At 33.6% G+C, this 18,921-nt stretch carries 18 protein-coding genes; 5 read left to right on the top strand and 13 right to left on the bottom strand.

Going from position 1 to position 18,921, the window contains the following annotated elements:
- Nucleotides 1-2: 2 nt before the first annotated feature.
- The 4 genes from ACOOWA_RS16375 to ACOOWA_RS16360 form a co-directional block, all read right to left on the bottom strand.
- Entirely contained in the window at nt 3-968 is a 966-nt protein-coding gene (locus ACOOWA_RS16375) for a glycosyltransferase family 9 protein (protein ID WP_421376837.1), read from the bottom strand.
- 2 nt (nt 969-970) lie between these two features.
- Entirely contained in the window at nt 971-1,390 is a 420-nt protein-coding gene (locus ACOOWA_RS16370) for a SufE family protein (protein WP_421376836.1), read from the bottom strand.
- Nucleotides 1,391-1,499: 109 nt separating this feature from the next.
- A complete protein-coding gene (locus tag ACOOWA_RS16365) occupies nt 1,500-2,606 on the bottom strand; it encodes a glycosyltransferase (protein WP_421376834.1) in 1,107 nt (368 codons plus the stop codon).
- Nucleotides 2,606-2,830: a uroporphyrinogen decarboxylase gene (locus ACOOWA_RS16360; RefSeq protein ID WP_421376833.1), complete on the bottom strand. Its 225-nt coding sequence runs from the start codon at nt 2,828-2,830 to the stop codon at nt 2,606-2,608. Before ACOOWA_RS16360 ends, ACOOWA_RS16365 begins: the two co-directional genes overlap by 1 nt.
- Nucleotides 2,831-2,980: 150 nt before the next feature.
- Here ACOOWA_RS16360 and ACOOWA_RS16355 point away from each other — a divergent pair, with 150 nt between their 5' ends.
- Nucleotides 2,981-5,512, top strand: coding sequence for an ATP-dependent Clp protease ATP-binding subunit (locus ACOOWA_RS16355; RefSeq protein ID WP_421376832.1), 2,532 nt, complete (start codon nt 2,981-2,983; stop codon nt 5,510-5,512).
- A gap of 304 nt (nt 5,513-5,816) precedes the next feature.
- A complete protein-coding gene (locus ACOOWA_RS16350) occupies nt 5,817-5,945 on the top strand; it encodes a hypothetical protein (RefSeq protein ID WP_421376831.1) in 129 nt (42 codons plus the stop codon).
- 57 nt (nt 5,946-6,002) lie between these two features.
- On the opposite strand, the gene ACOOWA_RS16345 is transcribed toward ACOOWA_RS16350, so the two are convergent.
- Complete coding sequence (locus ACOOWA_RS16345; protein WP_421376830.1) at nt 6,003-6,530, bottom strand: hypothetical protein; 528 nt, start codon at nt 6,528-6,530, stop codon at nt 6,003-6,005.
- A gap of 151 nt (nt 6,531-6,681) precedes the next feature.
- Here ACOOWA_RS16345 and mnmA point away from each other — a divergent pair, with 151 nt between their 5' ends.
- On the top strand, nt 6,682-7,869 hold the full coding sequence (gene mnmA / locus ACOOWA_RS16340) for a tRNA 2-thiouridine(34) synthase MnmA (RefSeq protein WP_421376828.1): 1,188 nt from the start codon (nt 6,682-6,684) through the stop codon (nt 7,867-7,869).
- 80 nt (nt 7,870-7,949) lie between these two features.
- Here mnmA and ACOOWA_RS16335 read toward each other — a convergent pair whose 3' ends face one another.
- From ACOOWA_RS16335 to ACOOWA_RS16305, 7 genes are all read right to left on the bottom strand, one after another.
- Entirely contained in the window at nt 7,950-8,693 is a 744-nt protein-coding gene (locus tag ACOOWA_RS16335; protein WP_421376826.1) for a LytR/AlgR family response regulator transcription factor, read from the bottom strand.
- Nucleotides 8,694-8,746: 53 nt separating this feature from the next.
- Nucleotides 8,747-9,019, bottom strand: coding sequence for a 2TM domain-containing protein (locus ACOOWA_RS16330; RefSeq protein ID WP_421376825.1), 273 nt, complete (start codon nt 9,017-9,019; stop codon nt 8,747-8,749).
- 26 nt (nt 9,020-9,045) lie between these two features.
- On the bottom strand, nt 9,046-9,342 hold the full coding sequence (locus ACOOWA_RS16325; protein ID WP_421376823.1) for a 2TM domain-containing protein: 297 nt from the start codon (nt 9,340-9,342) through the stop codon (nt 9,046-9,048).
- Between the two features lie 375 nt (nt 9,343-9,717).
- A complete protein-coding gene (locus tag ACOOWA_RS16320; protein ID WP_421376821.1) occupies nt 9,718-10,017 on the bottom strand; it encodes a 2TM domain-containing protein in 300 nt (99 codons plus the stop codon).
- Nucleotides 10,004-11,335, bottom strand: coding sequence for a 2TM domain-containing protein (locus ACOOWA_RS16315; RefSeq protein WP_421376819.1), 1,332 nt, complete (start codon nt 11,333-11,335; stop codon nt 10,004-10,006). The genes ACOOWA_RS16320 and ACOOWA_RS16315 overlap by 14 nt, the downstream gene beginning before the upstream one ends.
- A 62-nt stretch (nt 11,336-11,397) precedes the next feature.
- A complete protein-coding gene (locus tag ACOOWA_RS16310; protein ID WP_421376817.1) occupies nt 11,398-12,048 on the bottom strand; it encodes a hypothetical protein in 651 nt (216 codons plus the stop codon).
- Between the two features lie 479 nt (nt 12,049-12,527).
- A complete protein-coding gene (locus ACOOWA_RS16305; protein WP_421376815.1) occupies nt 12,528-14,759 on the bottom strand; it encodes a TonB-dependent receptor in 2,232 nt (743 codons plus the stop codon).
- 145 nt (nt 14,760-14,904) lie between these two features.
- On the opposite strand from ACOOWA_RS16305, the gene ACOOWA_RS16300 reads away from it, so the two are divergent.
- Complete coding sequence (locus ACOOWA_RS16300; RefSeq protein ID WP_421376813.1) at nt 14,905-15,408, top strand: superoxide dismutase family protein; 504 nt, start codon at nt 14,905-14,907, stop codon at nt 15,406-15,408.
- A 170-nt stretch (nt 15,409-15,578) separates the two neighbouring features.
- Here the strand turns inward: ACOOWA_RS16300 and ACOOWA_RS16295 are convergent, their stop codons facing one another.
- Complete coding sequence (locus ACOOWA_RS16295) at nt 15,579-17,708, bottom strand: carboxy terminal-processing peptidase (RefSeq protein ID WP_421376811.1); 2,130 nt, start codon at nt 17,706-17,708, stop codon at nt 15,579-15,581.
- A 256-nt stretch (nt 17,709-17,964) separates the two neighbouring features.
- Between ACOOWA_RS16295 and surE the strand changes: the two genes are divergently transcribed.
- Complete coding sequence (surE, locus tag ACOOWA_RS16290; RefSeq protein WP_421376809.1) at nt 17,965-18,735, top strand: 5'/3'-nucleotidase SurE; 771 nt, start codon at nt 17,965-17,967, stop codon at nt 18,733-18,735.
- Nucleotides 18,736-18,921: the final 186 nt, after the last annotated feature.

Raw genomic sequence — 18,921 nt, 5'->3', positions numbered from 1 at the left:
TGCTAAATTTTATCAATGATTTGCTGCACATTAATTTCTTCAAGACAAGCCCAATCTCCACGGAAACATTCTTTATCTCCGAAAACGGAACAAGGCCTGCAAGTAAGATCTTTAATCTGTACAACATCGCCTTCACTCTGTCCGAAACCCAGAAATCCGGCATAGGGATGAGTAGATCCCCAAACAGAAACACAACGGGTTCCTACAATACTGGCTAAATGCATATTAGCTGAATCCATTGAAATCATTACTTCAAGATGAGCAATTTTATTCAACTCTTCAGAAAGGTTGAGTTTTCCGGCTAAACTTTTTGTATTCGGAATTTGCTGTTCCCAACTTTCAAGGGTTTCAGTTTCTTTTTTTCCGCCCCCGAAAAAGTAAATGGTGTTTTTTTGCGCTAAAAATTTTACAAGCTCAAAAGACTTTTCCAAAGGAAGCATTTTCCCTTTATGCTGAGCAAATGGCGCAAAACCAATTCCGGATTTTTGAATTGATTTTGGCCTTAACTGATGAGAAAGCTCAAGTTTAAAACCCATATCACGAAAAACATCTGCATAGCGTTCTACCGTTTTTCTAAGCTGAGTTTTGTCTAAATTCCAAATATCAGTAAGATTTTCTTTTTCTTCCTTCCCTTTATTGATTTTAAAAACTTTTAACCCTTTTCTTACATACAGTTTATCCAATATTTTAGACCGGATAACATCGTGTAAGTCAGCAACATAATTTGGTTTGTATAATTTCAGCAATTCTTTTCCCAATCTTCTGATTCCTAAGAAACCCTTATATTCATCAAGGTCAATTCCGTGAAATATAACATTCGGAATATCAGCAAATAAGCTCTCAAAATTATTTCGAGAGACCATTACAATTTCCACATCGGGATTTTGCTCTAGAAACTCACGAAAAACCGGCACTGTCATAGCGACATCACCAAAAGCGGAAAAACGGTATGCTAAAATTCTGGTCACAACTAAGATTTCAGTTGATATGCAACAGCGTAAAACTTAATTTGTTTGGTCATTGCCATCAAACCATTGGCTCTGGAAGGCGATAAAAATTCCTGCAACCCGATTTCTGAGATAAATTCAAAATCAGAATCAAGAATTTCTTTTGTAGAGTGACCACTATAAATACTTACCAGAAGAGAAACAATTCCTTTAGGTAAAATCCCATCTGAATCTGCATTAAAGAAGAGTTTTCCATCTTTAAATTCAGCGTCGATCCAAACTTTACTTTGACAACCTTTAATCAGATTCTCATCGTTTTTTTTGTCATCAGACAAACCTTTTAATTCTTTACCGAGATCAATAATATATTCATATTTCTGCTCCCAATCTTCCAAAAAGGCAAATTCGTCGATTATTTCCTGCTGTTTTTCTTTAATGGTCATTCTAAACAATTAATTTCCGCAAAGATACTAAATTTAGAAACTTAAATATTTTGCTGAGATATTTTGAAACACCAATGGTATTGAACGTTTAAGTTTCATTAAAGAAAAATTATCTTTGAGAAGCCTTTTCAAAAACTTCCAGCAATTTTACCTCTTCATTTTCCCAGCAAAGAATATCTGCAGCTTTTTCAAGTTCGTTTTGATAATTTTTTCTTCCTTTATCTAAAACTTTTTGAATCACAGAAGCAATATTTTCAGGTTGATGATTCTCAATAATTTCTCCCACATCAAATTGATTTTTAATATTCAACATCTCCGGCAAATTCGCCATAATTAAAGGAACCCGAGCCTGAATACAATCTAAAACCTTGTTGGGAAGCGAATAAAAATAACTTTCGCCACCATTTTCTTCAATGCTCATTCCCAAATCGGCAGTAATAGTGATTTTTCTTAAATCTTCGGGCAATAATTTTCCTAAAAACTGAACTTTACTTTGAAGATTTTCTTTAATAACTAAATCTTCATATTCTTTTTTTCTTGGTCCGTCTCCTGCAATTTTAAAAATAGCATTTTCGAGATGATGCATTGCCAAAATGGCTTTATCAATTCCACGGAAAGGATTGATTGCGCCCTGATATAAAACGGTTTTAGGCTGATTATTGGGAATTTCGATATCAAAATCTATTTTTCTTGGTGCATTCTGAACAATTATTGGCTTAATTCCGTATTTATTCTGAAACCATTTTCCATAACTTCCACTTGCCGTAATCATGAATTTGATATTCGGAACAATTTTATCCTGTAAATAACGCCACAATTTCTGAGACATTTTTCCCTGAACTGCAGGCATTTCAGAAAAAATTTCATGACTGTCGAAAACCAATGGAATCTTATATTTTTTTGAAATAAGATAATTGGGTAAAAGTGCATCCAAATCGTTGGCATGAAGAATTATATTTTTGTTTTCTTTCACTTTTCCGTACAATTCCCGATACAATTTCCAGTTAAATTCAAAATAAGCCGTTTTCAAAGTTTTAGAAACAAGAAGAATTCTGGAAAATTGATAAGGACGTTCCATTTTTCCTGCTCCGCCCCAGTTATTTCCGATTAAATCAACTTCATAGCCGTTTTCATGTAAAGTTTGGCAGACTTTTTCGATTCTTTGGTCAGTATACAGATTGCTGAATGCGGAAGTAATGACTTTTTTTCGGCTCATTATTTTTTCTTTGCTGTCAGTAAATGATACACTTGTACAAAGCATACAATGGCATTCGGGATAATAACCGGCCAAAGCATTCCGCTGAAAATACCGTAAACGACAAAACAGATGCAGCCTATTAAATTAACGATCCTGATTTTGGTTAAATCTTTAAGGATGAAACTTAAAACAATGAAAACTGAAGCGGCATAGCCTATATAATTTGTAATCTCGGAACTCATGAGAAAAATTTGAGGAAGACAAACTTAGTCATTTTCAATAAGATAAAAAACATTTATCTGCCATAAAGTCATTCTTTGTTTTTTGGTAAAATATTTGTAATTTAGATTACGATTAAAAGTAATACTGCTTTTTTTCTAACGAGATACATTATGGATTATAAGTTTTCACAGGGTTTGAGCCAAGTGTTCAAACAAAGCAAAAGCGAAGCTAAAAGGCTGAAAAGTGAATTTCTTAATACAGAACATCTACTTTTAGGTATTATAAAAACAGAAAACTCTGCAAAAGAAATCCTTCAAGGGCTTAATGCCGATTTAACACAAATCAGAAGAAAAATTGAAACTTTAAACACAGCAAGTTTAAATCCTATTTCTGAGGAAGTCACCAATATTTCATTCACTAAAATGGCAGATCATTCCATTAAACGTGCAGAATTAGAGTGCAGACAATATAAAAGCAACGAGATTAATACCGTTCACTTGCTTTTGGGCATTCTATACAAATATGAAGATCCTACCTCAAATATTTTGGGAGCTTACGATATTGATTACGAAGGAGTTTCAAGAGAATATCAAACGATGCTCAAAAACTCCGGAGAAGCGCCACAAAATTCAGCTTACGATGACGATGACGACAGAGAGGAATTTGAGCAGATGAGAAAACCTACAGGTAATCTCGGTTCTGCAAAAAGCAAAACGCCCACCTTAGATAACTTTGGTAGAGACTTAACTTCTTTAGCAAGAGACGGAAAATTAGATCCCGTTATCGGACGTGAGAAAGAAATCGAAAGAGTTTCTCAGATTTTATCAAGAAGAAAGAAAAATAATCCGCTTCTAATTGGTGAACCCGGAGTTGGTAAATCTGCCATCGCTGAAGGTTTGGCCTTAAGAATTCAGCAGAAAAAAGTTTCAAGAGTTCTTTTTGGTAAAAGAGTAATTACGTTAGATCTGGCGAGTTTAGTTGCCGGAACAAAATATCGTGGTCAGTTTGAAGAAAGGATGAAAGCGATTATGACGGAACTTGAAAAAAACCGTGACGTCATTTTATTCATCGACGAATTACACACAATTGTCGGAGCAGGAAGTTCTACAGGAAGTTTAGATGCTTCCAATATGTTCAAACCGGCTTTAGCAAGAGGTGAAATTCAGTGCATTGGAGCAACAACTTTAGATGAATACCGTCAGTATATTGAAAAAGACGGAGCTTTAGAAAGAAGATTCCAGAAAGTAATGGTGGAACCTACTACAATTGATGAAACGATTCAGATTTTGAATCAGATCAAGGATAAGTATGAAGAACACCATAATGTAGTGTATACCGAAGAAGCAATTCAGGCCTGTGTAAATCTTACGGCAAGATATATTACAGACCGTTTCTTACCAGACAAGGCGATTGATGCTATGGATGAAGCAGGATCTCGTGTTTATATTAAAAACATGAAAGTTCCTACTGCAATCATTGATTTCGAAAAGAAAATCGAAGACATCAAAGAATTGAAGCAAAAAGCGGTAAAAGCTCAGGATTATCTTGAAGCGAGAAAGCTTAAAGATGAAGAAGAACGTCTTCAGATGGAATTAAATTCTGCTCAGGATCAATGGGATAAAGATGTAAAAGAGAAAAAAGAGACTGTTTCTGAGGAAAATGTAGCTGAAGTTGTTTCGATGATGAGTGGTGTTCCTGTAACGAAAGTTGGCAAAAATGAGCTTGATAAATTAGCGAAAATGGATGACCAGCTTAATGGAAAAGTGATCGGTCAGGAAGATGCTGTGAAAAAAGTTGTAAAAGCAATTCAAAGAAACAGAGCGGGATTGAAAGATCCTAACCGACCTATCGGTACATTTATTTTCCTTGGTACAACCGGAGTGGGTAAAACTGAGCTGGCAAAAGTAATGGCAAGAGAACTCTTTGATTCTGACGAAGCTTTGATTAGAATCGACATGAGTGAATATATGGAGAAATTTGCTGTTTCAAGATTGGTTGGTGCGCCTCCGGGATACGTTGGTTACGAAGAAGGTGGACAATTAACAGAAGCTGTAAGAAGAAAACCTTATGCTGTTGTTCTTTTAGATGAGATTGAAAAAGCGCATCCTGATGTATTCAATATTCTTTTGCAGATTTTAGATGAGGGTCATGTTACAGACAGTTTGGGCAGAAAAATTGATTTTAGAAATACAATCATTATTCTTACATCAAACATCGGTACAAGAGATATTAAAGACTTTGGTGATGGTGTAGGATTCGGAACAAATGCTAAGAAAACAAATTCTGATTCCAGAGCGAGAGGAACGATTGAAAATGCCCTTAAAAAAGCATTTGCACCAGAATTCCTAAACAGAATCGATGATATTGTCATCTTCAACTCTCTTGAACAAACCGATATCAAGAAAATTATTGATCTTGAATTAGGAAAACTTTACGGAAGACTTGAAAAATTAGGCTATAAAGTGGAGTTAACTACAGAAGCCAAAGATTTCATCTCTGAAAAAGGTTGGGATAAAGATTTCGGAGCAAGACCATTAAAGAGAGCTATTCAGAAGTATATTGAAGATTTATTGGCAGAAATGTTGGTGAATAAACAATTATCTGAAGGTGAAACGGTTGTTTTAGATGTAAATGAAGCCAAAGATGGATTGGAAGGTAAAACTTCAAAGCCTAAAAAATCGGCTGAAAAGTCACAATCTTAGAGTAATTGATTGATTATAAATGAAAAGCATCGGGAAAAATTTCTCGATGCTTTTTTAATTAATACTTAAAATCCTCTCCTTAATTATACTTAACATTAGGTTTGACAAAATAATGTTATTAAAACCGTTTTTAAAAGAAAAATTTTTCCTCTTTAACATTTTCAATTTGCAGATATGAAATCAAAACTTTACCTTCGCTTCGAAGACAAAGTCTCTCGCAATGCGGGGGGCTTTTTTTGTTTATATACCCTGCAAATTGTCTTTATTGTGTCTAGGGTTGATTATAAATTTAAAAAAATTATTAATGGACTTATTTTTAATTATCAGTTTATTAGGATTATTTGTTCTTTTTACTTTAGGTTTGAATAAAAGAAAGTTTAAAGGATATTTTAAAAATCCATTTTTTGAAATCAAATTTGAATCTGAAAACTAATTTTATTGATTCAATTACTAACAAAAATAACCATGAGAATTTTCATGGCTATTTTATTTACAATCCAACCACAAAACCCACAGTAGGAATCAAACCACCTGAGAAAATACTGCTGTTTTCTTTATACAAAACATTGTACATCAAACCGAGCTGCAAAAAAGAATTATTACCAACCTGCTGCATATAGCCTCCTCCTAAATAGAGCGCAGTTTCCTGTTGATTCGATGTAAAATCATAAAATTTATCCTGATAATTGACGAAAAAGTGCTGCAGATTTCCGCTTACAAAGAATGATCTTGCAAAATAATAATTCACGAACGGACCAACGCCAAACATCGTAGATTTATAAAAATCCGAAGTCTGCCACGAAATACTTCCAATTAAACCCGCTTCCAAATCATTTGTTAAACGATACCCCACTCTGGGTGCAACCTGCAAATTAAAATAAGAATTGCTTCCAAAACCTACGCCTAAACCTCCTCCGAAAGTCCATCTGTTGGTTTCAGAAGTTGGTGTTCCTACTGCAACTTGAGAGAATGATAATCCAAAAATCAAAACACATGAAGTAATAAACAGTTTTTTCATATTTAAATATTTTTGTTTGGCGAAATTAAGCGATAACTGATTTTATCGTTTTTATCAATCCCTAAAATTATCATTTTTTTTGAGAACAGGATTATTGTAATTTTGCAGCTCAACTAAGAACTCCCGTTAAGAGTTTCGTAAAATTGAAATTATGAAAGTAGTAGTAGGCCTTTCAGGAGGTGTAGATTCGAGTGTTACAGCGTATTTGCTGCAACAGCAAGGGCACGAAGTCGTCGCTCTTTTTATGAGAAACTGGAATGATGCTTCCGTAACACTGGAAGATGAATGTCCGTGGATTGAAGACAGCAATGATGCTTTAATGGTGGCTCAAAAGCTTGGAATTCCGTTTCAGGTGATTGATATGAGCGAACTTTACAAGGAAAGAATCGTTGATTATATGTTTGATGAATATCAGAAAGGAAGAACTCCGAATCCTGATGTTTTGTGCAACAGAGAAGTTAAGTTTGACGTTTTCATGAAGACCGCAATGTCTTTGGGAGCCGATAAAGTAGCAACAGGACATTATGCAAGAGTAGATTCTACTTTTGATGAAAACGGAAAAGAAATTTTTCATTTGCTGGCGGGAAAAGACAGCAATAAAGATCAATCGTATTTTTTATGTCAGTTGAGTCAGGATCAATTGTCTAAAGCTTTATTTCCGATTGGAGAATTGACGAAGCCCGAAGTAAGAGAAATCGCAAGAGAAATGGAACTGGTAACCGCTGATAAAAAAGATTCTCAAGGGTTGTGCTTTATCGGAAAAGTAAGTTTACCTCAATTTTTACAGCAGCAACTGGTTTCTAAAGAAGGCGAAATTGTTGAAATTTTTAAAGATTCTCCACTTTTTGCTCAGGAAACTCCGGAATTTTCTTCAAAAGAAGACGAACTGGAATATTTAAGCAAAAAAATCGATTATAAAAAAGCTGACGGAAAAGTAATCGGTAAGCATCAAGGTGCTCAGTTTTTCACAATCGGACAAAGTAAAGGACTTGGAATTGGCGGACATAAAGAAAGCTGTTTTATCGTGTCAAGAGATATGAAAAACAATATCATCTTCGTTGGTGAAAGTCATCGTTTCCCTGGATTGCATAAAAAGGCTTTGAAAATCGATAATTCTGAACTCCATTGGGTTCGTGAAGATTTAAGGTTACAAAACGGAGAATCGATGGAAGTATTGGCCAGATTCCGTTACAGACAGACTTTAGAAAATGCAACGATTTATCAGTTTGAAAATGCGTTTTACATGGAATTTGAAAACCCACAATCTGCAATCGCCGAAGGGCAGTTTGCAGCTTGGTATTTGGATGATGAGTTGATTGGAAGCGGCGTGATTTCGTAGAAAAATATTTTAAATAAAAAATTTTTATTGAGAGGTTTTGAAAAGATTCAGGCCTCTTTTTTTTGTTGATTTAAAACAAATCAATTCACCAGCCAATCTTTGAAATCTTTTACCCTTTCTCGACTAACTGTGATTTCTTCGTTGGGCTGAAAATTCAGTTCCACTTTATAATTGGGCGAGGTATGAATATTTTTGATGTAATCTGAATTGATAATAAACTGTCTGTTCACACGGAAAAACTTCTTATCATCGAGAACTTCAGTAAGCTCATCTAAAGTAAAGTCTGAAGGATAAACTCTGTCCTGAGTTTGTAAATAAACAATCTTGTTTTCACTGTAAAAACAGCTGATTTCGTGAGTCTGAACAATCTTTAAATTGTAGCCAATCTTTACCAAGATTCTTGAAAGTGTAGATTTTTCTTTCTTAATTAATTGCTTAATATCATCAGAATTCACCGATTGATCAGAAGGAATAAACGATTTGAATTTCTCAATTGCTCCCGCAAGATCTTCTTCCATAATTGGTTTTAGAAGATAATCGATGCTGTTGAGTTTGAACGCTTTTAAAGTATACTGATCAAAAGCGGTCGTATAAATGATAAAAGCCTTTGTTGAAATTTTTTCAAAAATGTCGAATGATAAACCGTCTCCTAAAACAATATCAGAAAAAATCAATTGTGGATGTTCATTCTCCGAAAACCAGCTTACTGCATCCTCTACCGATTCGAGGTTTGCAACAAGCTCTAAATCAGGAAATAAACTCAACATTCTTTCTAATTTTCTTGCCGCAGGTTTTTCGTCTTCGATAATGACAGTTCTGATCATTGAGTTTGGTTTTTAGCTTTAATTCTGATAAAATTAATTAAATCTTTTCAGTTTTAAAAATTAATCGGTTTTTTGGTCTTTTGAAGTTCTTTTTCAATGATTTTATTTTCCCATTCAGCATCAAAAACAAAAAGTTTTACGGCTTTTACGGATAAAATAATTCCCCAAACTGTCAGTATAATTGAACCGTGAAAAATATGATCAGTTTCTATATATTTTACGAAATTTCTTATGAAGATAATTCCGGCAACGATTCCGAACCACATACAATTTTTATAGAATGATTTTAAATCTTTTACTCTGTTTTTAGCGTTGTTATAATCCATAATATTAAATTTTTATTGATGATTAATTAAAGTGATTTTTTGCTTCTTCTCTCTTCATCCATCAGTTGCTGGATTTTTTTCTCTTCCCAATCTTTTCCTATTCCGAAAACGTTTACTGCGTGAGCTACAATTCCTATTCCCCAACCTAACATTGGCCAGTAAAACCATAATTCATTCGGAGATGTCAAAAGATTAATGACCAGTAAAAAAGGAATTACCAGACAATAAGAAGTAAGGTTTCCGTAGAATCCTTTTAAATCTTTTACTCTTTTTGCTGCTTTGCGGTATGCTAAATTTTCTTGGTTGACAGATAAATTTTCCATGATGTTTTGTTTTAAAATTAGTATTTGTTTGTTTTCTTGAGTCAAATGTAGGGCGAAAGCTAAGCTCGATTCAACTTTATATGACCGAGCTGTAATTTTTCGATACTGAACTGCAAAAATCCCGACTCAGCCGAATCGGGATTTTTTATTTTTCTTTAAACACAGAGAAATTATACGTTTATCACCTGTATTTCTTTGATAAACGAAGTGCCTTAGTTTTACTTAGTCCAGCATAGTTTTGGAGTTTCTTTCGTTTAACCTTGCGTTTATTTTATCGCAAAACAAAGAATTTAAATCAAAAAGCTTTTTAAAGATCAACAATGGCGTTTCACTTACGGAAGTAAAACAAATTTGTAAATGAACAACAGGTGTTTATCATTTATTTTTATCCATAATTTCTTTAATTTTTTTCTCTTCCCATTTTTTAGCAAAGTCAAAATTGGGTAAGAAAACAAATAAAGCGTGAGCAAGAAGCCCTATTCCCCAAAATGTAGCCGTAAAAAAGTTTTTGAATTGAAAATAACTTTCATTCGGAGCCAGATTGGTATAATTAAAATAAGCAATCATCAAATTTACACCGATGTAAGAAAACAAATGCCCATAAAAACCTCTGAGTTTATCTACCTGCTTTTTTGCCTGTTGATAATGAATATCGTTTTCGTTAAATTTTTCCATGATCTTTGTTTTTTTGTTTGTTCATAATTTCCTGAATCTTTTTTTCCTGCCACGATTCTCCGATTCCAAAAACCTGAAAAGCATGAGAAGCAACGCCAATTCCCCATCCTAAAAGCGGCCACCAAAACCAATGGTATTTATTTTGAGTATAAAGATTTATAAATATTAAAAAAGGAATGATAATGCAGTATGAAGCAAGATTTGCATAAAAACCTTTGATCTCTTTTACTCTCTTTCGGGCTCTTTCATAAGCTTTATCTTCATCATCACTATTTATACTGATAACATTTGGTTTATCATCAAGAACCGGAAGTTTTACTTTAAAATAATCCTCAGATTTTTCTATAAAAACATTTCTGTCTGTCAGTAAAGAATAACGCTGAACAATATTTGCCAAACCAATTCCTGCACTTTCTTTGATCTGTTCACGAATCTGAAGATTATTTTCAATACATACAACATCTCCTTGGGTAAAAATTCTGATCATCAAAGGCTTTGAAGATGTGGCAAGGTTATGTTTAATACAATTTTCCAAAAGCAACTGTAAAGAAAGCGGAACGACAAATTTTCTAAGATTTTCTTTATCCAAATCAAACTCAAAATTCACACTGTCTTCAAATCGGGTTTTCAACAAATCACAGTAGATTTTGGCAAATTCAATTTCATCTTCCAACGTTACTAATTCTTTATCTTTCTGTTCTAAAACATATCGGTAAATCTTTGACATTGACGCAGTAAACTTCTGCGCCTGAACCGGATTTTCATCAATTAACGAACTTAAAACATTTAAAGAATTAAATAAAAAATGAGGATCGAGCTGATTTTTTAAGCTTTCAAACTGTGCATTGGCAGATTTTGCGATCAGTTTCTGCTCTACAACTTCTTTTCTGGATGTTTTTTTCAGCTCATCCATAAAACCTTTTGCATGAAGAAAAGCCGAAATCAAAAGCGCAATATTGATGGTAAACCAATTGATATAATTATATTTTCCCATAAAATATTCCTCCGTCGTCGCTCCTTTCTGAAGAACTACAAAATTCATATAATTACAGAAATATACCATAATAATGTTCGCAATCAGAATCGTTACAATGCTGATGATTCCTCTTTTCGTTGTTGCTTCAGACCACGGAAACTTTTTATTCAGAAAATCGTTTATTAAGCCATTTCCGCCACCCAAAACGAATGAATACATGAATGAAATAATAATGGTATATAAAAAATTCTCAATATTTTTCTCATCTGTGAAGACAAAAAAGAAGAACATCGACGTTCCGAGCGATACCCACGCTAATGTTATAAAATTTTTGCGTTTCATAAATTGGTTTCATGCTTAAGAAAAGCATTAATTCAAAAGTTATTGCAGACAAAATTAAATATTTATTTCTCTGCAGACTGACTGATAAAATATTCTGCCTCAGATTTTCCCCAATTCGGATCTAAAGCAGTTTTTGGCGTGAATGAATTGAATTTATCCAAAGAAGCTTTAAATAGTTCCATCCCTTTCTTTTTACTTCCGCCAAATTGCTCCGGAGTAAAGTAAATATCTTCTGCTTTAATTAAAGTTACCCTTGGGTTTTGAGGATTTAGTTCTTCTGCTTTTTTAAGCATTTCGTCGGCCTTTGTTCCGAAAGTCATATATCTTTCCATCGGATTCACCATCATTTTTAATGAATAGATCATTTTCTGTAAGAGATAAATTTCAGAATTGTTTTTGTCTGCTTCTTTGGCTAAATCTACAAACTTCTGCGCCTGGTCTGCAATGGCATCGAGCTCGGTCATTTTATTTTCACGCATCAACACTCTTCCTTTTTGAATTTGTGAAAATGCTGCATAATAATTCGGTTGCCACTTCCCTTTTTCTTTATCGGCAATTCTCTGAAAATCGTTTGACAGTGCATTAAAGTCTTCCGGTGTTTTGCAGGTTTCGATTTTGGCAATTTTTTCAGTCATTACCTTTTCATAATGGCTCTGTGCAAAAGCTGTTAAACTCAACATACTTAAAGCAAAACTTAAAACTAATTTTTTCATGATTTCTAAATTTTAATTGTTTGATATTTATAATTTTTAAACGCAAAGTGCGCAAAGTTTTTTTAAAATTAATGAGAATATTTTTTGTTCGCAAAACGAAGTTTCGCCGATTCAAATAAATTATATATATATTTAAGGCAAAGGCGTTTGACTAGGTCGAATCTTCGATTTCACTCAGCTAAAACTATTATTTTTCCTGAATGAAAATCTTCGATTTTTAAAAAACTAATGTGTTCTTATCAATGTTTTCATTTTATCTAAAACTATGTGACTCATGTGTCAAAAAGCTTTTGTTATTTTTAAGGTTAAAAATATTTTATGTATATCCGTAATTTGTAATAATTTAATTTTTAGCTTTATTTTTGTCATTCTGAAAGAATCTCATCACGTTGAAATAAAACGATTTAGATTCCTTCGGAAAGACAAAAAGACTGTCGATTTTTGGTATTATAATTAAAAACGGACATTCATAAAATATTTTAAAGATTATTATTAATTGCATCCTGCGTTTTATCCACACCAAGATTGATAAATGCTCCCACGAAAACAAATGTATTCACAGGGGGAACAACAGCAGATCTGAAATTTCCGTCATTTGAAAAGTTATAGCCATACATATTTTTTCTGCCTAAAACATTCGAAACACTCAACACAAAAACAGTAAACGCTTTAGCATCTTTTTTACCAATATTTGGCAGGTAATTGAAGCTGAGATTGAGCGAACTGTAATCTTTCAGACTTCCTTCGTTTCGGATGATATTGGCTCCGTTTTCAGAAATAATATCATAATAAGGACGACCTTTTGCATAATTAAATGAAAGATTCGTCTGAAATTTTATTTCAGGAAAAAACCTTTTAGCGACTACAGAAACCGTATGTTGTGATGCAAAACCCGGCTTTAGAGTCATCGGATAATTCATAAAATCTCTTTCAGAATCCAGATAAGAATAGCTTACCCAATAATCGATATTTTTAATCGTTTTTTTATCTCTCCAAAACAATTCTGCTCCTTTTGCGAAACCATTTCCCTGATTGTTAACGGCAGTTTGCACCGGTTGATATTGTCCGGGAATATTTGCAATATTCTGAACTTTAATCAAATCATCATATTTTTTGTAAAATGCTTCCAGTCTCAAACTTCTCCCATCCGCAGTTCGCTGAACCTGAAAAATATAATGTTGTGACTGCTGAAAATCAAGTTTTGCAGGCGAATTGATGTATCTGCTTTCAGGATTTTGATAGAAAATTCCATACGCCAAAGAGGTTGTCCAGTCTTTATCCAAACGATAAGCAAGCGCAAAACGGGGCGCAAAATTGCTTTCTTTTAAATAAGATGAATATTCTGCTCTCACTCCGGCTTTTGCTGAAAATCTGTTGCTCAATGAAAGGTCTGTTTCCAAAAAAGCTGAAGAGATTAAATCTTTATAATCTTTCCGAACTTCATAAACAGAAAGTTCTTCGTGTGCATGATTCAGTTCAAAACCTCCTCTTGCTGTCACTTTTCTGTTTATTTTTCTTTCTAAAACGGTTTTAAAATTCAAATAATTTCCGTCAGTTAATAATCTTGCAGGCTCAGACTGTACTCCATTGGTTTCAGTACCAAAATTGAGATCTGAACGGTTGAAAGAATATGACGAACCAATATTCAGAAGATATTTGCCAAACTTTTGTTTAAATGACAGATTGTGGAAAATATTTTTCCCTTTTAAATCAACTAAAGAATATTGCGAATCAGGATTTAAACTTGCTGTTTTTACGCCCATCAAATCATTGCTGAACATTCCGTAATATTTAATAAAACCGCCTGATTTTGTTTTTATTCTAAAATTAAGATCTCCGTTAAAACCACTTGGAGGTTTATTAAAATCTGTATTAAAGTTTAAAACTTCCTGCATTAATTTTAAATTAGAATATCCTGCACTTGCTCCGTAAGAATAAGTTTTGTCATCATTTACTCTCTGAAAACCTGCGTTTAAAAATATAGGAGAAATTCCAAAATCGTAAGAACTCTGATCGGGAAGATCTACGCTTTCAAGAATCAGAACTCCGGAAAGAGCCTGTCCGTAAAGTGCAGAATATCCTCCGCTCGAAAAAATATTTCCTTTAAATAAAGACGTATTAAAACGATCACGACCTGCAATTCCCGGAACTGAATTGGAAAAATAATTGTTGATCAGGCTTCCATCCATAAAGATTTTAGCTTCCGTTCCTGTTCCGCCACGAATCGCAATACCTTCACTTTCTCCTACTTTCTGAACTCCCGGAAGATACGTGAGATAAGATGAAATCTGCGCATCTGAACCTGCAGTGGTATAAACATCCAACGGACTGATAATTGCCGATCTGTTTTTGTCACTCGCTTCAATCGAGCCTGCCGTAATCACTACTGCATCAATTTCGTTTATCTGCTCTTTAAGTTCAGTATCTATAATCAAATTTTGATTTGAAATGCTGATATTTTTTTCAACTTCTATATATTTTGAATGTGAAAAACTAAGAATCTGATCCCCTTTTTCGGAAGTTTCAAAAGAGAAATTACCATCTTTATCGGTCGTTGCTCCATCATAAGTATCTTTTAAAGTAACATTTACTGCAGCAATTCCTTTGTTTTTATAGCTTACTTTTCCTGTAATTTTGATGCTTTGAGAAAAATGCATTACACTGATTAAAAATGCGAAAAAGTAAAGAAATTTAAGATAAATAGTCTTCATGGCGGTTTATTTGCTTACAAAACTATATTTAAAACTTATCGTTTCATCTTTTTTTTGACTGAACGGTCGATTTGAAGTGCTGAACAGTATTTTCAGTTTAAAAAGATGATAAAAAACACCAATTATTAAACTTAAATATCAAAATATGAAACCAACAAAATTATTATTAGCTGCCGGAATTGCTTTATTTTCGGTTTCCTGCTCAACATCGAAAACCTACAACGTTATCGCGAAAAGCGGAACAAAGACAGAAGGAACGGCAAAATTTGCACAAAACGGAAATAATGTTATTCTGAATCTGGAAGTAAGTAATTTAACTCCGGGAATTCATGCGGTTCACATTCATGAAAAAGGAGACTGTTCTGCTCCCGATGCTTCTTCTGCAGGAGGACACTGGAACCCTTCAAAATCTGATCATGGAAAGTGGGGAAACGCTCATTTCCACATGGGCGATATCGGAAATCTTGTTGCTGACAAAGACGGTAAAGCAAAATTGACTTTTAAAACCGATAAATGGTGTCTTGACTGTCCTGAAGAAGCCAAAAACATTATGGGAAAAGGTTTGATTATTCATGCGGATAAAGACGATTATCAAACCCAGCCGACAGGAAATGCAGGCGGAAGAGTAGGTTGTATTGAGATTAAATAGATTTGTTTTACCGCAAAAGTGACAAAAGAATCTTTATTATTTTTTTGTTTGCTTTTGATTTATCTAAAAAGTGACAAAATCTTTTGTTGCTTTTGCAGTAAAAAATAATCCACAAAAACATAAAAAACCACTAATTTTTAGTTAGTGGTTTTCTTTGTTTTGATAAGCTTTTACTGCTTTGCTTTCATATCTGAAACGATATTCATCGCCTCCTGTAAATAAGAATCTTTTCTTAGATTTTTCACCCACATTTCAGATTTCTTTTTGAAAACCTCATCTTTTTTCTCTCTTTCGATTTCTGCAGGATACATTTCAAATTTCAATCCGTTATCGAATTTCGTCAGTTTTTTGAACTTTTCGATTTGAGCCTTTCTTTGCTTCATCAATTCATTAAACTTATTGATATTTAATGTAATGGTTTCTTCTTTATCCAGTTGCTCTCTCCATTGTGCAGATTCCAGCAATAACTGATAATTTGCGTTTTTTGCCATTCTGTCGTTGCTTGCTTTTTCTAATGCTTTCACATCAAAATAGCTTAACTTTTGGAAATTAGCACTCGGAATTTTATCCCAAGCTAAAGCAAAATCATCATATCTTTCGCCAATTTCTGCGTAGGTAAAGAAGTCTTTCATCTGAATATCAGAAACAATTCCTTTTCTTTGGTTTGATTCACCGGTAATTCTGTAGAACTTCTGAATCGTCAGTTTTAAAGAACCGAAATCATCTTCAGTATTTAAGAATCTGTTCAAATCAACAAAAGTCTGTACCGTTCCTTTACCATAAGATTGAGGCGAACCAACAATAATTGCTCTTCCGTAATCCTGCATTGCGCCTGCCAAAATCTCTGAAGCCGAAGCTGAAATTTCATTCTGCATTATTACTAAAGGACCCGTCCAGATTGGAGTTTCCTGTTTGTTTTTAAGCGTTTGGATTTTTCCGTTTCCGTCTTTTACCTGAACGTAAGGACCTGCATTCATAAATAATCCCATAATGTCACCAACTTCCGTTAATGAACCACCACCGTTATTTCTTAGGTCTAAAACAATTCCTTCTATATTCTGAGCTTTCAGTTTAATGATTTCATTTTTGATGTCATCAGAAGCATTTCTTCCTTTTTCATCCTCGAAATCTGCATTAAAGCTTGGTAAATTGATAAATCCGTATTTTTTACCATTTGGAGAATTTACAATAATACTTTTAGCAAATGTATCTTCAATTGCCACTTCTTCACGAATCATCGTTACTTCTACAATCGTTTTATCTTTTTTCTGAACCGTTAAAGTAACCGGTGTTCCTTTTTCACCTCTAATCAGACGAACCGCCTCATCAGAAAGCATTCCCACAACATTTACGTGGTCTTCTTTCGGTTTAGATTTTACTTTTAAGATTTTATCGCCTTCAGAAAGTTTCTTCGACTTCCAGGCAGGAGCTCCGATCGTTAAAGCCCCTAAATAAAGGTTTCCTTTTTTCTCCTGAATAATCGCACCGATTCCGATTACTTTGCCTTTAAACTGAGTATCAAAATCTTCTTTATCTTTTGGAGAGTAATAATTGGTATGCGGATCAAAAACTTCTGTGTACGCATTCATATACACAGAAAACCAGTCCATTTTCTTTCTTTTTTTGAATCTTGTGAAAGTTTCTTTTACCAGATCTTTTACTTCATCAGTTGCTTTTGTAAGCTTTTGTTGAGGCGAAAGAATTTCAAGTTTGATGGTATCTTTCAGATTAAATTTCTGTACAGAATCTTTCTTTTCTTTCTGAGCTTCTTCTTTGCTGTTCATCGATTCAATTTCCTGAAGAATATTGTATTTGATGAATTTTTTCCATTCGTTATATTGCTCTTTCTGGTCTGCAGGAACTTTTTTAAGTTTAGATTCCAGCGTCAAAGTTTCGTCTTCCTCCAAATTAATTGGTTTGCTGAAGATTTCCTGAGTAATTTTATCGATTTCGTCAACTCTCTGGTATAATCTGTCGATCGTTAATTTATAAAACTGCAGATCACCTTGGTTGATATAATCATCCAGTTTGGTTTCGTGCTTACCAAATTCATTCATATCAGACTGCAGAAAATATCTTTTTCCAGGATCAATCATTTCAAAATAATGCTTGTAAACATCTTTTGAATAGGCATCGTTAATTGGTTTTGGGCTGTAATGTAAGTATGAAAGAGTGTTTTTAACGCTCACCATTATCGTCTGCATTTTTTCATCATCATTTTTAGGCGAATTGAAACAAAACATAAGACTTGTTAATGGAATAAAGAGTAAAAATTTATTTAGCTTAAAATTTTTCCACATAAATCTGTAATGTATTTTTATTAATTTCTTTAAAAGTATTTTAATTAGTAGTAACAATTAAATTTCTGTTACAAACTATCAAATTTAATACCTTATTTAGAAATAATCATTAGTTTTCAGTTTTTTTTAATATTAAAACATTTTATAATTTAAGCTATTAAATTTCTTTAAAGAATTTTATTAATTTTTAATTAAACTGAACTTGCTTTACAGAGCAAACCTTAATTCTTATCTTTGTTAAAATTAAATATACAATATGGAAAAACCACTTATTCTGGTAACAAATGACGACGGAATTACGGCTCCGGGTATCAGAAACTTAGTAGAATTTATGAACGAAATCGGCGATGTAATTGTGGTTGCTCCCAACTCTCCTCAAAGCGGAAAAGGTCACGCTATTACCATCAACTCGACATTAAGCTATGAAGAAGTACAGCTTGAAGGTCCGCAAAAAGATTACTCCTGCAGCGGGACTCCGGTGGATTGTGTGAAAATGGCTTTAGATAAAATACTTCCGAAAAGACCGGATATTGTGGTTTCCGGAATTAATCATGGTGCAAATTCTTCGATTAATGTAATTTATTCGGGAACAATGTCTGCCGCGGTTGAAGGCGGTGTTGAAGGATTGCCTTCAATTGGTTTCTCGCTTTTAGACTTCAGTTGGGAAGCAGATTTTACGCAGGCAAAAGAATATATTCAGGGAATTGTAAGAAAAACTTTGGAAAACCCGATGCCTAAAGGTGTTGTTTTGAATGTAAATATTCCTAAACTTCTTAAAGAAGAAATAAAAGGGGTGAAAATATGTAAGCAAGCCAATGCAAAATGGGAAGAAAGTTTCGACGAGAGAATCAATCCTCACGGTAAAAAATACTATTGGTTAACAGGTTATTTCAACAATATGGATGAATCTGAAGATGCCGATGAAACAGCTTTGGCAAATGGATATATCTCCATAGTTCCTGTAAAATTTGATTTGACCGCTTATGAATATATGAACACGCTGAATGAGGTGATGAAGTTTGATTAAAAGGTCTCCCACAGATTTTACAGATCTTCACATATGATTACGTTAGAAATCTATGTTTAACTGTGAACTGATGTAGAATTTATTTACACAAATTATTTTGCCACGAATGCACGAATTATTTACTGTAATCTTTAAATAATATTCGTGCATTTGTGGCAATTTTATTTAAAAAATCCGTGCAAATCT

It is taken from the genome of Chryseobacterium sp. GP-SGM7 (assembly GCF_049166575.1).
Classification (GTDB): Bacteria; Bacteroidota; Bacteroidia; order Flavobacteriales; family Weeksellaceae; genus Chryseobacterium.
The sequence above is the reverse complement of the archived record's forward strand: the minus strand, read 5'-3'. Positions and strand labels throughout refer to the sequence as shown.

Coding starts and splice junctions, on each gene's coding strand:
- ACOOWA_RS16370 (WP_421376836.1), bottom strand. CDS start 1,390: ATGACCATTAAAGAAAAACAGCAGGAAATAATCGACGAATTTGCCTTT.
- ACOOWA_RS16365 (WP_421376834.1), bottom strand. CDS start 2,606: ATGAGCCGAAAAAAAGTCATTACTTCCGCATTCAGCAATCTGTATACT.
- ACOOWA_RS16360 (WP_421376833.1), bottom strand. CDS start 2,830: ATGAGTTCCGAGATTACAAATTATATAGGCTATGCCGCTTCAGTTTTC.
- ACOOWA_RS16355 (WP_421376832.1), top strand. CDS start 2,981: ATGGATTATAAGTTTTCACAGGGTTTGAGCCAAGTGTTCAAACAAAGC.
- ACOOWA_RS16350 (WP_421376831.1), top strand. CDS start 5,817: ATGGACTTATTTTTAATTATCAGTTTATTAGGATTATTTGTTCTTTTT.
- ACOOWA_RS16345 (WP_421376830.1), bottom strand. CDS start 6,530: ATGAAAAAACTGTTTATTACTTCATGTGTTTTGATTTTTGGATTATCA.
- mnmA (WP_421376828.1), top strand. CDS start 6,682: ATGAAAGTAGTAGTAGGCCTTTCAGGAGGTGTAGATTCGAGTGTTACA.
- ACOOWA_RS16335 (WP_421376826.1), bottom strand. CDS start 8,693: ATGATCAGAACTGTCATTATCGAAGACGAAAAACCTGCGGCAAGAAAA.
- ACOOWA_RS16330 (WP_421376825.1), bottom strand. CDS start 9,019: ATGGATTATAACAACGCTAAAAACAGAGTAAAAGATTTAAAATCATTC.
- ACOOWA_RS16325 (WP_421376823.1), bottom strand. CDS start 9,342: ATGGAAAATTTATCTGTCAACCAAGAAAATTTAGCATACCGCAAAGCA.
- ACOOWA_RS16320 (WP_421376821.1), bottom strand. CDS start 10,017: ATGGAAAAATTTAACGAAAACGATATTCATTATCAACAGGCAAAAAAG.
- ACOOWA_RS16315 (WP_421376819.1), bottom strand. CDS start 11,335: ATGAAACGCAAAAATTTTATAACATTAGCGTGGGTATCGCTCGGAACG.
- ACOOWA_RS16310 (WP_421376817.1), bottom strand. CDS start 12,048: ATGAAAAAATTAGTTTTAAGTTTTGCTTTAAGTATGTTGAGTTTAACA.
- ACOOWA_RS16305 (WP_421376815.1), bottom strand. CDS start 14,759: ATGAAGACTATTTATCTTAAATTTCTTTACTTTTTCGCATTTTTAATC.
- ACOOWA_RS16300 (WP_421376813.1), top strand. CDS start 14,905: ATGAAACCAACAAAATTATTATTAGCTGCCGGAATTGCTTTATTTTCG.
- ACOOWA_RS16295 (WP_421376811.1), bottom strand. CDS start 17,708: ATGTGGAAAAATTTTAAGCTAAATAAATTTTTACTCTTTATTCCATTA.
- surE (WP_421376809.1), top strand. CDS start 17,965: ATGGAAAAACCACTTATTCTGGTAACAAATGACGACGGAATTACGGCT.